This is a genomic window from Amycolatopsis sp. NBC_01488, assembly GCF_036227105.1.
In the GTDB taxonomy this organism is placed as follows: domain Bacteria; phylum Actinomycetota; class Actinomycetes; order Mycobacteriales; family Pseudonocardiaceae; genus Amycolatopsis.
This window is the reverse complement of record NZ_CP109434.1, coordinates 7,729,379-7,742,291: the sequence shown is the minus strand read 5'-3', so window position 1 is coordinate 7,742,291 and position 12,913 is coordinate 7,729,379. Positions and strand designations below refer to the sequence as shown.

At 71.8% G+C, this 12,913-nt stretch carries 10 protein-coding genes; 7 read left to right on the top strand and 3 right to left on the bottom strand.

What is annotated here, in order from left to right; genetic code table 11:
• Nucleotides 1–6 precede the first annotated feature (6 nt).
• From OG738_RS36330 to OG738_RS36320, 3 genes are read left to right on the top strand one after another with little or no spacing between them, the layout of a single operon-like run.
• On the top strand, nt 7–390 hold the full coding sequence (locus OG738_RS36330) for a hypothetical protein (RefSeq protein WP_329047776.1): 384 nt from the start codon (nt 7–9) through the stop codon (nt 388–390).
• Nucleotides 387–827: a hypothetical protein gene (locus tag OG738_RS36325; protein WP_329047774.1), complete on the top strand. Its 441-nt coding sequence runs from the start codon at nt 387–389 to the stop codon at nt 825–827. The genes OG738_RS36330 and OG738_RS36325 overlap by 4 nt, the downstream gene beginning before the upstream one ends.
• Before the next feature lie 42 nt (nt 828–869).
• A complete protein-coding gene (locus OG738_RS36320) occupies nt 870–2,315 on the top strand; it encodes an amidase (RefSeq protein ID WP_329047772.1) in 1,446 nt (481 codons plus the stop codon).
• Between the two features lie 49 nt (nt 2,316–2,364).
• Here OG738_RS36320 and OG738_RS36315 read toward each other — a convergent pair whose 3' ends face one another.
• Nucleotides 2,365–5,406: an MGH1-like glycoside hydrolase domain-containing protein gene (locus tag OG738_RS36315; RefSeq protein ID WP_329047770.1), complete on the bottom strand. Its 3,042-nt coding sequence runs from the start codon at nt 5,404–5,406 to the stop codon at nt 2,365–2,367.
• A 479-nt stretch (nt 5,407–5,885) separates the two neighbouring features.
• On the opposite strand from OG738_RS36315, the gene OG738_RS36310 reads away from it, so the two are divergent.
• Nucleotides 5,886–6,122, top strand: coding sequence for a hypothetical protein (locus OG738_RS36310; protein ID WP_013228247.1), 237 nt, complete (start codon nt 5,886–5,888; stop codon nt 6,120–6,122).
• A 55-nt stretch (nt 6,123–6,177) separates the two neighbouring features.
• Entirely contained in the window at nt 6,178–8,772 is a 2,595-nt protein-coding gene (locus OG738_RS36305; RefSeq protein ID WP_329047766.1) for a molybdopterin cofactor-binding domain-containing protein, read from the top strand.
• A gap of 20 nt (nt 8,773–8,792) precedes the next feature.
• On the opposite strand, the gene OG738_RS36300 is transcribed toward OG738_RS36305, so the two are convergent.
• Together OG738_RS36300 and OG738_RS36295 are read right to left on the bottom strand one after the other, a co-directional pair.
• The gene (locus OG738_RS36300) at nt 8,793–9,680 is read right to left on the bottom strand and encodes a LuxR C-terminal-related transcriptional regulator (protein WP_329047765.1); all 888 of its coding nucleotides are present in this window, start codon (nt 9,678–9,680) and stop codon (nt 8,793–8,795) included.
• On the bottom strand, nt 9,677–11,341 hold the full coding sequence (locus tag OG738_RS36295; RefSeq protein WP_329047763.1) for an AAA family ATPase: 1,665 nt from the start codon (nt 11,339–11,341) through the stop codon (nt 9,677–9,679). The genes OG738_RS36300 and OG738_RS36295 overlap by 4 nt, the downstream gene beginning before the upstream one ends.
• A 105-nt stretch (nt 11,342–11,446) precedes the next feature.
• Here OG738_RS36295 and OG738_RS36290 point away from each other — a divergent pair, with 105 nt between their 5' ends.
• Together OG738_RS36290 and OG738_RS36285 are read left to right on the top strand one after the other, a co-directional pair.
• Nucleotides 11,447–12,355: an aldo/keto reductase gene (locus OG738_RS36290; protein ID WP_329047762.1), complete on the top strand. Its 909-nt coding sequence runs from the start codon at nt 11,447–11,449 to the stop codon at nt 12,353–12,355.
• Nucleotides 12,356–12,465: 110 nt separating this feature from the next.
• Complete coding sequence (locus OG738_RS36285) at nt 12,466–12,912, top strand: nuclear transport factor 2 family protein (RefSeq protein ID WP_329047760.1); 447 nt, start codon at nt 12,466–12,468, stop codon at nt 12,910–12,912.
• Nucleotide 12,913 lies beyond the last annotated feature (1 nt).

Genomic DNA, 12,913 nt, shown 5'->3' with positions numbered 1-12,913 from the left:
AAGGGATTGCTCCGAGGTGGCCGGGAGGCTGAGGCCGTCCAGGATGAGGTCGCCGAGGCGGGAGAACGCGTCGCCCGCGGAAAGTCCGGTGCTCTGCAGCAGCGCGCCGGACTGGACCGCGTCGATGGTGATGGCGACGACCTGGGCGGCGAAGTTCCCGTCGACATCGCGGAAGGCGCCGGCCCGGATGCCTTCGTCGATCATCTCGTGGACCCGGCGGGCGGCGACGTCGGAGTTCTTGCGGTAGATCCGGGCCGTCGGTGCGTAGCTGACCATGTCGTCGTAGAACGCGGGGCCGTGCAGGCGCATCGCGGTGCCGACGCCCGCGAGGTAGGTCCGGATGCGCTGACGGGGGTCGGTCTCTTCCGCGACGGCCTGCTCGAACCATGATCCTCATCACGACCGCCGGCAAGGTGGGCTCGGCGGCGGCGCTGTCGCTCGCTCGGCGAGAGGAGCCCGACGTCGCTGCCGTCGCCGCCGAAATCGCCGTCTCACCCGCTCCCCACGCGGGAAAGACGTACTGGCTCACCGGGCCCGAGCGCCTCTCCTACCCGGACGCGGCAGGAGTGCTCTCGACCGTGCTCGGCCGGCCGATCACCTTCCATCCCCTTACGTTCGAAGAGCAGCGGCAGGCCATGATCGACGCCGGGTTTCCCGAAGCTGTCGCCGGGATGAACGCCCAAGCACTCGGCCTGTTCGCGGAGGGGGACTCCGACTGGGTCACCGAGGACGTACCGTCGCTGCTCGGCCGGCCGGCGCGGGCCTTCCGCCAGTTCGTCGCCGACCACGCCGAGATGTTTTCCCCAAGCGCGCCGGGCAAAGCGTGACCACGCTGCGCCCACCCGGAATGGCCACGCTCCGGTTGTAAGGTGATCTTGTCGACGGCGTCGGAGAAGGGCCGGTTGATGAGCGAGCAGGAGCTTTGGCGCCAGGACGCGACCGGGCTGGCGAAGCTGATCGGCACCCGGCAGGTGTCCGCGGTGGAGGTGGTCCAGGCGCACCTGGATCGCATCGAGGCGGTCGATCCGGTGGTCAACGCGATGATCACGGTGCTGGCCGAGCAAGCGCTCGCTGCGGCCCGCGTGGCGGACGAGGCGGTGGCGGCCGGTGAGCCACTGGGACCGTTGCACGGGGTGCCGTTCACGGTCAAGGACGCGCTCGACGTGGCGGGTGCGGTGACCACGCGCGGTTCGGTGGTGTTCCGGGACCACGTGCCGGCGGCGGACGCCACCGCGGTCGCCCGGCTCCGGGCGGCCGGCGGGCTGCCACTGGCGAAGACCAACCTGCCTGAGTTCTCCTACTGGACCGAGACCGACAACCTCCTGATCGGACGGTCCCGCAATCCGTGGCACGGGGACCGGACCCCCGGTGGCTCCAGCGGCGGCGAGTCGGCCGCGATCGCCGCGGGGATGTCGCCGCTGGGGCTCGGGAGCGACGTGGCCATCTCGGTGCGCGGACCGGCTCACGACACGGGCATCGTGGCGCTGAAGGCGACTCGGGGCCGGATACCGGTCACCGGGCACTGGCCGGAGGTGCCGCGCCGCTACTGGCATGTCGGGCCGATGGCGCGCAGTGTGCGGGACATCAGGACCGCGTTCGGCGTCCTCGCCGGGCCCGATGGCATCGACGGTTACGTCCGGTCTTCGCCGCCCCTCGCGCCCGGGCCGGCGGAGGTGGCGGGGATGCGGGTGGGCTGGGCCGGCGAGCCCGTGTTCGGCCCGGTGGATCGTGCGGTGACGGCGACCGTCATGGCTGCGGCCGATGCGTTGCGGGACCTGGGGTGCACGGTGGACCGCGCCCCGCTGGACCGATTGGCCTCGGTGGATTCGACGGCGTTCAGTGCAGTGCTGTTCGCCGCCGAGGTGGTGCCGTACTTCCGCCGGGTCGTCACGGGGCGAGAGACCGAGGTGCACACCGTCATCCAGCGGACGATCAGCGCGCCGGAGCCGGCCCTGGCCGAGTACGTCGCCGCGCAGCAGCAGGTCGAAGCACTCAGTGGCATGTTCACCGGATACTTCGAGCACTACGACGCGCTGCTGTGTCCGGTGTGTCCCGTTCCCGCGCCGCCGCATGCCCGGTCGAAGTTCCTCGTCGGGGACGTCACCGTGCCGGCACGCGGCATCATGCGGGCGACCGTTCCGTTCAACCTCACCGGCCTGCCCGCGCTGGCCTTGCCGTTCGGGGTGAGCGCCGAGGGCCTGCCGATCGGCGTCCAACTCGTCTCCCGCTGGTACGACGAGACGACGATCCTGCGCCTGGGTGCGGCGCTCGAGGCGGTCAGCCCGGTCCGGGACCGGCGCCCCGAACTCGGTTGACCGGTCCGCCGGAGGTGGCACCACGGCACCGACGGATCTGCGGCGGCGTTCAGCGTGGCGGCTGATAGCGGCCGGCGACGTCGGCCGCGGTCAGAACGCGGTTCCACACGGTGACGTCGTCGATGCTGCCGGGCCAGAAGTCGCTGTGGTGGCCGCCGGAGACGGCACGGCCGATGGCCAGCGGGCCGGCTGCGGCGTCTCCGACGGGTTGGTTCCAGGTCTTGGCCTGGGCGACGCCGTCGACGTAGAGGACGTAGGTGCCGGCGTCGGCGTCGTGGACGCCGGTCAGCTGGTACCAGCGCCCGGGTTGGGGGGCGAGGTTCGACAGCGCGCGCCCGGCGCTGGTTGAGAACGCCAGGCGGTCGTCGGCCGCGGAGTACTGGAGGTAGAAGCCGCTGCTGGGGTCGCCGTCCTGGCTGACCGCGGTGGCCCAGGAACCGGTGTGGTCGAGCCGGACCCACGCGCTGACCGAGAAGTTGCCGGTGGTGTCGACGACGGGGGCGCTCGTTTCCGCGTACTGGCCGGAACCGTCGAGCTGCAGGGCGGTGCCGCTGACGCCGGGGACCCAGGCGGGTGCGCCGGTCGTGGTGGCGTCGTGGGTTCCCGCGCTGTCGTGGGCAGTGGTGCCGCTGCCCTCGTCGAGGGTCCACGCGCCGACCGGGGCGCGTTGCCCGGCCGGGTGGGCGACTTGGAGGTTCTGGTGCTGGTGCGTGGTTTCCGTCTGCCCGCCGGGACCGTGGTAGGACACGGTTGCGGTCAGGGCCGCGGCGCTGCCCGGTGGCGCGTCCGGCGGTGCGGTCAAGGTGTACGTCGCCGTCCGCGTCTGGCCGGGCGGGATCGTGGCCGGGGGCCGGCTGGTCGGGGTGACCGACCAGCCGTCCGGCGCGGCGATGCTCACTCGCGGGGTGATGAGCGGGGACGGCGTCGTGTTGCGGACCGTGACGGTGAGCGGTGTGGTGCGGCTGACGGTGACGACGCCGTTGGCGTTGGCCGGGGCGACGGCGATCCGGGCGGCCGGGCTCGAGGGCGCCCACGACTGGAATTCGGTGACGCCGACGAACGCGCCGGGCGGGTTGGTGAACACCAGCCGGACCTTGCTGGTGGTCAGGGTGGGGAAGGTGATGCGGTTGACGCCGTTGCCCGCCGGGCTCGGCTGCTCGCGGACTTGGCCGGGGATCTCCTGCCAGGCCGAGCCGGTCCAGTACTGGAGGGCGTAGGCCGCGGCGGGCTTGACTCCGCCGCCGTCGTCGTAGCCGTGCCAGCGGATGTCGCCGACGGGGGTGGGTGCGCCGAAGTCGACGCCGTAGAAGTCGTTCGAGTTCGGCGAAGCGTAGTTGGTCCACCGCGTGTTTTCGGGAACCTCGTTGTACCAGACCTTGCCGTCGAGGGCGTTCCACGCGTTGTCGTAGGTCCAGGTGTAGGACGTGATCGGCCGCGGGTAGCCGGTGCGCAGCGGGTTGGCGGCGTCGTTGACCAAGTCGTCGGGGCGGGGGAGCAGGGCGCGGCCGACGTCGATGGTGGTGTTCCGCAGCGTGGCGGAGCTCTGGACGAGCCGTCCGTCGAGGTAGAGACGCATCCCGGCGCCCTGGCCGTAGTGATTGCCGTCGCGGTCCCACAGCACGGTGACGTCGTGTCCGTGGTAGGGCACGTTTTCGACGGCGAAGTGGTCCCATGTGGACGGTGTGAGTGGCCGGACGTCGAGTGTGTCGCCGGTTTGCGGGCGCAGGCCGATCAGTCCGGACAGGACCAGGTCGGTGTAGGTCGAGTGGTTGTAGTCCTCGCTGTGGTTCTGGCCGTCGTAGATCCAGGTGTCGCGGTCGGGGTCGTGCGCCTCGGCGACGTAGGGTTTGCCGTTCTTGGTCTGGGTCCGGGCGTAGGTGGCCAGCGCCGCGGCGTAGTCCTCTTTGGACACCGAGCCTTGCGCGGGGTAGTCGTCGAGCAGGTTGGCGAGGCCGGTCAGGGTCTGCGAGGTGGCGAAGGGCCAGCTCGGTCCGTCCCAGCGACAGCAGCCGCCGGCGTCCTTCATGAACGACGGGCTGCGGCGCTCGGTGGTGGTCGGGCCGTAGGCGCTCGCGAACCCGGCGGGGTCGAGCAGCTGGGACCACGCCGAGCTGTCGGCCGGCTGGGCGGCGCCGAACATCCACGGCAGGAAGCCGATCTGCTCTCGGCTGCCGGACAGCCGGTGGCTCGGGTTGTTGTCGCGGGCCTTGGCGTAGTAGAAGCCGCGTTGCGGGTCCCACAGCCATTTCTGCAGCGCGGTCTTGAGCCCGGCGGCGCGCTGGGCGTACTCGGTGGCGAGCTGGTGGTCGCCGACCGAGTCGGCGATGCGGCTGATCGCGACGGCGTCGCCGTACTGGTAGGAGTTGAGCGTCGGGCGGTACCCGGCGCCGCCGTGGTACGGGTCGGACGACTCGTAGGAGGAGGCGGAGTACTCCATGGCGTCCCACACCGGCACCGACCAGTACAGGCCGAGGTCGGCGGTGAACTGCTTGTCCCAGCCGCGGTACTGGCGCACGAGCGATGGGAGCAGTTCGCGCAGCGGCGCGAAGTCGCCGGTCACCTGGGCTTGGCCGTAGGCGGAGGTGGCCAGCCAGACGCTGTACTCGTGCGCCCAGTCGGTGGTGTCGGCGTTGACGCCATCGGTGGCGGGCTTGGGTCCCGCGCCCGGGCCGGTGAGCCAGAACTTGAGGTAGTCCTGGCCGTAGCCCGGGTCGCGCAGCCAGCGGCCTTCGGTCAGCTGGTGTCCGGTCGCCGCGTTGATCGCCTGGTAGGGCGCGGCATACCCGCAGCAGTCGAGGAACTCCGTCGAGATCCAGCCGTCGGCGGGGTTGGTGTAACGCAGGTGTTCCTTGAAGACGCGCCACCGGTAGTAGTAGACGCTCTGCATCGTGGCGTCCGGGAGGTCCACGAACGGGATGTTCGCCTCGTACCACGCGGGATCCGCGAACCCCGCCAGGTCGGAGGCATGGTCGAGGAAATGCGTTCCCGCGGTGGCTGCCACCGGCCGGGGCACTGCGGTGTCCTCGACTGCGTCCGCTACGCCGAGGAACGCCACCTGCGCGGCGAGTCCGAGCAAGGCGATGCCGGCCACTCGGCGCGGCCAGGCTCTTCTCCAAGACGGTCGCCCACGCATCGAGCCCTCCCAGCGGGATTTACAACGTTGTAAAAACTCAGATTCCACCATTGTCACTCAGGATCACTCAAAAGGGAACACCGACCTGGGACGTGACTTCGGCTGGCTACTGCTCCCGTGCGTCGTCGCCGGTCTCGGGTGGCTGCGCGCCTGCCTGGAGGCCGGCCACCCCGGCGGCCGGTCAGCACGCCGACGATGTTGGCCAGGGTCAGGCGCCACGCCCGCTTCACCGCGGTCGATCCCGACCACCGTGAACCCGGCCCAGCGGCCCGCACCGGCCACCAACGCGACACGTTTCGCCGCCATGGCGGCTCTCGGCCGGCCGGGGAGCGAATCATCGGATTCCGGTGAGGACGTCTCACCTCCCTCACCGTGAGGCTGACGGCCGGCCCTTTCGGCACACCCGAAGTGGTCTGACCGGAAAGCGAGGACGTGACATGACGGCACCCGGCGACAAGCTCGGCTTCGAGCAGGACATCAAGCCGCTGTTCCGGCAGAAGGACCGTGACGCGATGCTGGCCGGCTTCGACTTGTTCGACTACGACGACGTCGTCGAGAAGGCGGACGCCATCGTGGGATCGCTGCGCAGCGGGCAGATGCCGTGCGACGGCGCGTGGCCCGCCGAGCAGGTGGACAAGCTGCAGCGGTGGATCGACGCCGGCATGCCCGCCTGACCGGGCACCGGCCTCCACTTCAGTCCGATGTGGACGTACCGCCCAGGAGATTCTCGTGAAGCTGAAGGTGAACGGCGCCGATGTCGACGTGGACGACCGGTTCGCGACCAGCCCGCTGTTGTGGGTGCTGCGCGACGTGCTGGGGTTGACGGGAACCAAGTACGGCTGCGGGATCGGGTTCTGCGCCGCGTGCACGGTGCTGATCGACGGCCGCAACACGAAGGCGTGCCAGACGCCGGCCGGGACCGCCGCCGGCAAGGCGATCACCACGGTCGAAGGCGCTTCGGGTCCGGTCGTCGAAGCCGTCCGGGACGCGTGGCACCGGGGCAACGTGGTGCAGTGCGGGTACTGCCAGCCCGGCCAGACGCTGGCCGCCACCGCGCTGCTGACGGCCGACCCGGCGCCGGACGACGCGGCGATCGGCCGCTGGATGAACGGGAACCTGTGCCGGTGCGGCACGTATCCGCGGATCCGGAAGGCGATCGGCGCGGCGGCCGAGGCACTGGCCGCCGGCGACGCTCCGGAACAGGTGGCCGCTGCCGGGGAGGTGGAGGCGCCGCGGCTGACGCCGGAGGAACTCGCCGACCCGGTCCATCCGTACGTGCGCGTCCACGAGGACGGGACCGTTGTCGCCTTCTCGAACCAGATCGAGATGGGCCAGGGCGCCCACACCGGGCTGGCGACGATCGTGGCCGAGGAACTGGACGCGGACTTCGCGTCGGTCCGGGTGGTCAACGCGGCGAACGGCGGCAACGCCGGGGGAGACGTCTACGCGACTCCCGCCGGCGGCGGATTCCTCCAGCTCACCGGTGCGTCCACGTCGACCGTCGGGTACTGGGCCCGGTACCGCTTGGCCGCCGCGCAGGCGCGGGCCCGGCTGGTGGCGGCCGCGGCGCAGGTGTGGCAGGTGCCGGCCGACGAGGTCGAGATCGACTCGGGCGTGCTGACCCACCCGAGTGGGAAACGCGCCGGCATCGGCGAACTGGCCGCCCGCGCGGAACAGGTGCCGGTCCCGGACGACGTCAGCCCGAAGGATCCGGCCCACTACAAGCTGATCGGCGGCGAAGGCCGGCTCCGGGTCGACGCTCCCGGGAAGATCCTCGGGACGACCCGGTTCACCATCGACGTCACGCATCCCGGCATGGTGACCGCGGTGGTGCTGCACCCGCCGAAGTTCGGCGCCACCGTGGCCACGATCGACGACGGCGCGGCGCTGGCCCTGCCCGGCGTGAGCGCCGTGATCCCGATCGACGAGGGTGTCGCGGTGGTCGGCGAGACGTTCGACGACGCGCAGCGGGGCGTCCGCGCGGTGCGGGTGGACTGGGACGACCGGAACGCCGAGCGGCGCAGCACGGAGGAACTCCTCGCCGAACACCGGCGTCTGCTCGAGTCCGGCGAGAAAGCCTTGGTGGTCAAGGAAGACGGCGACGTCGACGGCGCACTCGCGCGGGCGGCGCACGTCGTCGACGCGAGCTACGAGCTGCCCTACCTCGCACACGCCCCGATGGAACCGAACAATGCCGTGTGCCGCATGGCCGACGACGGCACTCTCGAGGTCTGGGCGGGCACCGAGGGACCCGAATACGTCCGCATGGCGGCGTCCGCCGCGGCCGGCGTCGAGAAGGACCGGGTCCGGGTGCACGTGCCGTACGCGGGCGGTTCGTTCGGCCTGCACAGCTCGTCCGGCCGCGACCCGGTCAGCGAGGCCGTGCAGGTCGCGAAGGCGCTGGACTGGAAGTACCCGGTCAAGCTCCAGTCGCTGCGCGAGGAGGAGTTCAAGAGCGGCCGGTACCGGGCGATGGCCGTGCACCGGGTCCGCGCCGGAGCCGACGCCGACGGTCGCGTGCGCGCGTTCCACCAGCAGATCGCCGCCCAGCCGACCTCGGTCACCCTGCCGGTCGTGGCGAACTTCCTGTTCACCGACGGCGTCGACTACATGACCACCAGCGGCGCGGTGAACTCGCCGTACGCGGTGGCGGACTTCAAGCTGGAGACCAGCGTCGTCGAGACCGGCGTGCCGATCATGGTGTGGCGGTCGGTCGGCAACTCGCACACCGAGTTCGCCCGCGAGTCGGCGCTCGACGAGCTCGCCATCGCCACCGAGCGCGACCAGGTCGACCTGCGCCGCGACCTGCTGGCGGAGAATCCGCGCACCTTGCACGCGCTGGAGCTGGCCGCCGAGCTGGGCGGCTGGGGCACCCCGCTGCCCGAAGGCCGGGCGCGGGGCATCGCCGCCAGCAGCTTCCTGTCGCACAGCGCCCAGGTCACCGAGATCTCCCTGGACCGGCGCGACCGCGTCCGCGTCGAGCGCGTCACGTTCGTGCTGGACTGCGGCATCGTCGTCAACCCGGACCTGGTCCGGGCGCAGGTCGAAGGCGGCCTGATCTACGCGCTGAGCGCCGCCGCGTGGGGTGAGGTCGTGCTCGGCGGCGGCGAGATCGTCACCCGGAACTTCGACCGCTACCCGATCATGCGGATGCAGTCGGTACCGCGGATCGACGTGCACCTGATCGAGTCGGGCGAGCCGCCGACCGGCGTCGGCGAGGTCAGCGTCCCCACCGCCGCACCCGCCCTGACCAACGCCATCGCGGCCGGCACCGGTACCCGCATCCGCAGGCTGCCCATCGCCAGGACCATGCGGGTCCTCTGACACCGGGCGATCGCGATGGTTCAGGCGCGGCCGGAAGCCAGCAGCCGCAGTTCGCGGCCGCGCCGGACGGCGGCCGTCCGGTCGGTGGCGCCGAGTTTCGCGTAGATGTGGCGGATGTGCGTGTTGACGGTGTTGAGCGAAACCGACAGCTGCCCGGCGATCTCGGGCCGGGTGAGGTTGGTCGGCAGGTAGCGCAGCACCCGTAGCTCGCTCGGACTGAGTTTTGCGGCGGGAAGCGGGTTCGCGGGCGCGCCGCCGCGGACGACGTCGAGGATGTCGGCGACGAGCGCGGCGTGCGACGTCTCCCGCAGGGACTCGAGCAGTTCCCCTGCTCCGGTCATCGCGAACGGCAGGATCAGCCGGTCCTGCTCCGCGAGGTTCAAGGCGTCTTCGACCAGGGCTCCGGCCGCTCGCTTGTCGCCCAGCTCCCAGCCGGCGAGCGCCGCCACGAGCCGGGCCTCGATCCGGGTCGGCACGGACGCGGTCTCGGGAACCGTGCGCAACTCCTCGCGAGCGCCGGCCGGATCGCCCTCGGCGAGCCGGACGACCGCCGCCGCGGTGCCGAGCTCGTCGCCCGCGGCGTGCTCGAGGGTCGCCTTCGCCTCTTCGATCAGCCCACCACGGGCCTGCGTGGCGATCAGCCACGCGGTGACCCGGGCGCTCAGTGCGTGCTCGCCCGCCATGTCGGCCTGGACCCGGCGCGCGGCGGCGAATTCGGGCAACGCCTCGCGATGGTGGCCGCGGGCCGCCGCGAGGAGTCCGGCGACCAGGTGCACCAGCAGCCGGGTGCCGGGCTCGCCCTCGGTCCGGGTGAGGCGCTGGGCCCGCGCCAGCCACTGCTCGCCCCGGTCGAACTCGCCCGTCCCGGCGAAGATCCCGGCGAGCGTCGCGGCCGCGGGCGCGATCACGGGCTCGGCCTCCCAGCCGTGGTGGGCCGCCAGCGCGATCGCCTCTTCACAGCGCCGCCGCGCCAGGGCGAAGGACCGGAACGTGGAGGCGAACCCGAGGTGGCCAGGCACGCCACTTCGAGGTAGGGCCGGCCGATGTCCCGGGCGAGAGCGGCGCCGTCCAAGAGGTGACGCTCGGCTTCGGCGAGCCGCATCGACCACGCCTCGGTGACGCCGAGGTTCAGCAGGGCGACGGCCTGCAGGTCGCGCACGAGCGCGATGTCGGCGTCCGACCGGCCGGTCACCGGCGACGGCAGCGCCTCCACCTGCTCGACGACCGCGGAGAAGTGGCCGCGCAGCCGGGCCAGCAGCAGGTCCAGTGCGGTGATCACCATCCGCGACGCGGACGTGCCGGCGTGGGACCGCGCGATCGCCAGGTGGGCCGCCGCCTCGTCGAGGTGCATCCGGTCGAGGTCGGCGATCGCGTGCACCACGGCCAGCTCCGGGGACCGCGCACCGGTCCCGGCCGGGAAGGCACGCAGCAGGGCCGCCACGCTGCCCCCTTGGCCGTCGAGGGTCATGCTGAGCGCATGGTCGGCGAGCAGCCGGGCCGCCGCGGGCCAGTCACCGGCGGCCTGGAGGTGCCGGACGGCGTCGGCGGGCAGCGCGTGCTCCGCGAACCAGCGCGCGGCGAGCCGGTGCAGGGCCGGAATTTCGGCGGCCTGGGTCCGGCGCAGCTCCAGTCGCAGCAGCCCGGCGAACAGGTTGTGGTAGCGGAACCAGGTGCGAGTGGCGTCGAGTGAGACGACGAAGGCGTTCGCGTCCTCGAGCTCCAGCAGGATCCGGTCCGACCCGGCCGCGCCGGTGAGCAGGTCCGCCAGCTCGCCGTCGACCCGGTCCAGCAGCGAGGTGCGCAGCAGCAGGCGTCGCACGTCGGCCGGCTGACGGTCCAGCAGCTCGGCCATCAGGTACTCGGCGACGGTCCGGTCGCTGCCGGAGAACTCGGCCACGAACCGTTCGGGGTCCGGGTGCCCGGCCAGTGAGAGCACCGCGAGTCCCAGCCCGGCCGCCCAGCCCTCGGTCCGCTGGTGGAGGGTGGCGGCCACGTCGTCGCGCAGGGGGATCCGGGCCGTGGCCAGGAGTTCCCGGGTTTCGGCTTCGGTGAAGCGCAGCTGCGCGACGCGGATCTCGGCCAGGTCCCTGGCCAGCCGCAGCCGGTGCAGGCGCAGCGGCGGGACGCCGCGGGTCGCGACGATCACGTGCGCGTGCGGCGGAAGCTGCGTCAGCAGAGCCGTGAGCCGGTCGGCGGCCTCGGCCGAGCCCAGCTCGTGCAGATCGTCGATGACGAGGTAGATCGGCTCGCCGGACGGGCCGATCGCCGAAAGCACCTTGTCCACCATCGCCTGCCCGTCGAAGCCGGGGGTCGTCGACGGCTCCACGCGGTCCGCGCCGGTGGCGGCGTGCACCGCGCCGAGCAAGGTGTGCCAGAACAGCTGCGCGTCGTGTTGCCCCGGCTGCACCGACATGAAGGCGATCCGCCGGCCCCGGCCGTACTGGTCGCACCACAGGCGCAGCAGCGACGTCTTTCCGCTGCCGGCGGGCGCCGAAACGACCGTGACCCGGCTCCCGGCGGCGCGGTCGAGCGCGGCGACCAGGTCACGACGCTCGATCAGGTCGGACACGCGGCCAGCCTAATCGCGGATCGCCGGAATCCGGTGGCGACCGCTCACCTGCCGCGCCGCGACCCTGAGCGTGGCGTGCTCCTGCGCGTAACCCGGAAGGATCCCATGTCCCCTCGAACCGCCGATCGTTCCTCGCCGGAGGCTGTCGACTCCGGCGGCACCTTCGGGCTGGGTTCCCGGCGCGTCCGCCGGGTCGGCTACGGCGCCATGCAACTCGCGGGGAACGGATTCTCCGGGCCACCGCGAGATCGCGACGAGGCCCTCCGCGTGCTGTGTGCCGCCGTGGCCGGCCGGGTCGACCACATCGACACGGCGCAGTTCTACGGGTCGGGCACGGTGAACGGCCTCATCCGCGAGGCGCTGCACCCGTACCCGGCGGGCCTGGCGATCGTCAGCAAGGTGGCCGTCGGCCACGACACCCGCGCCGCCGACCTGCACCGGGGCATCGAAGACAATCTGAGGGCGCTCGGCCTGGACCGGCTGGCCGCGGTCAACCTGCGCGTGCCGGACCCGTTCGCGCTGCCGGACCGGGGCTTCGACGCCCAGCTGGCCTCGCTCGTGAAGGCGCGCGAACAGGGACTGGCCGAGGGCGTCGGCCTCAGCAACATCTCCCGGCAGCACCTGCTCAGGGCACTGGAGCAGACCGAGGTCGTCTGCGTGCAGAACCTGTTCCACCTCCTGGACCAGCGATCCCTCGACGTGCTCGAAGAATGCGCGCAGCGGGGCATCGCGTTCGTGCCGTACTGCCCGCTGGGCTGGCCGCTCGCCGTACGGCAGCGGATCCTCGACAACCCGGTGCTCGCCGAGCTGGGGACGAGGCTGGCGGCCACGCCCACGCAGGTCGCGCTGGCGTGGCTGCTCGACCTCGCGCCGAACGTCCTGCTCATCCCGGGCACCCGCACGCGCGCCCACCTGGCCGAGAACCTCCGTGCCGGAGACGTCGTCCTCGACGACGACGCGCGTGCCGAGCTGCAGCGGAGTTTTCCCGCCCGGCGAACGGAGACGCACGCCTGACCCACACCGCACCGAGGCCGCCGACCGGAATCACCGGGATCCGGCGACGCCGGTTCACCGGACCGATGCGCAGCCTGGGTTCAGCACCCCTCGCGCATCCAGGAGTTTCCATGGGTTTCGATCCCGAACAGGTCGTCCGCAACGCCTACCGTGTCGCCGAGGAGCAGGACGTTCCCGGGTGGATCGCCCTCTTCACCGAAGACGGCACCTTCACCGACAACTCCATCGGCGTCACCTACCGCGGGCAGGAGCTGGGCGACACGGTCGTGGTCTACGCGAAAGCGTTCCCCGACATGCACCGCGAGCTGTACCAGGTGTACGTCGCCGGAAACGTCGTCGTGGTCCAGCTTGCCTTGCAGGGCACGCAGACCGGCCCGCTCGCCACGCCGATGGGCGTGCTCCCGCCGACCGGGACCAAGATGGACGCGCCGTGCTGCGACGTCTTCGAAATCGTGGACGGCAAGATCAAGCGGTTCGACTGCTACCCCGAAGGCACGATCATCTTCGGCCAGCTCGGCATCCTGGACAACATCGCCGACGCGATGACCGCGCGATAGC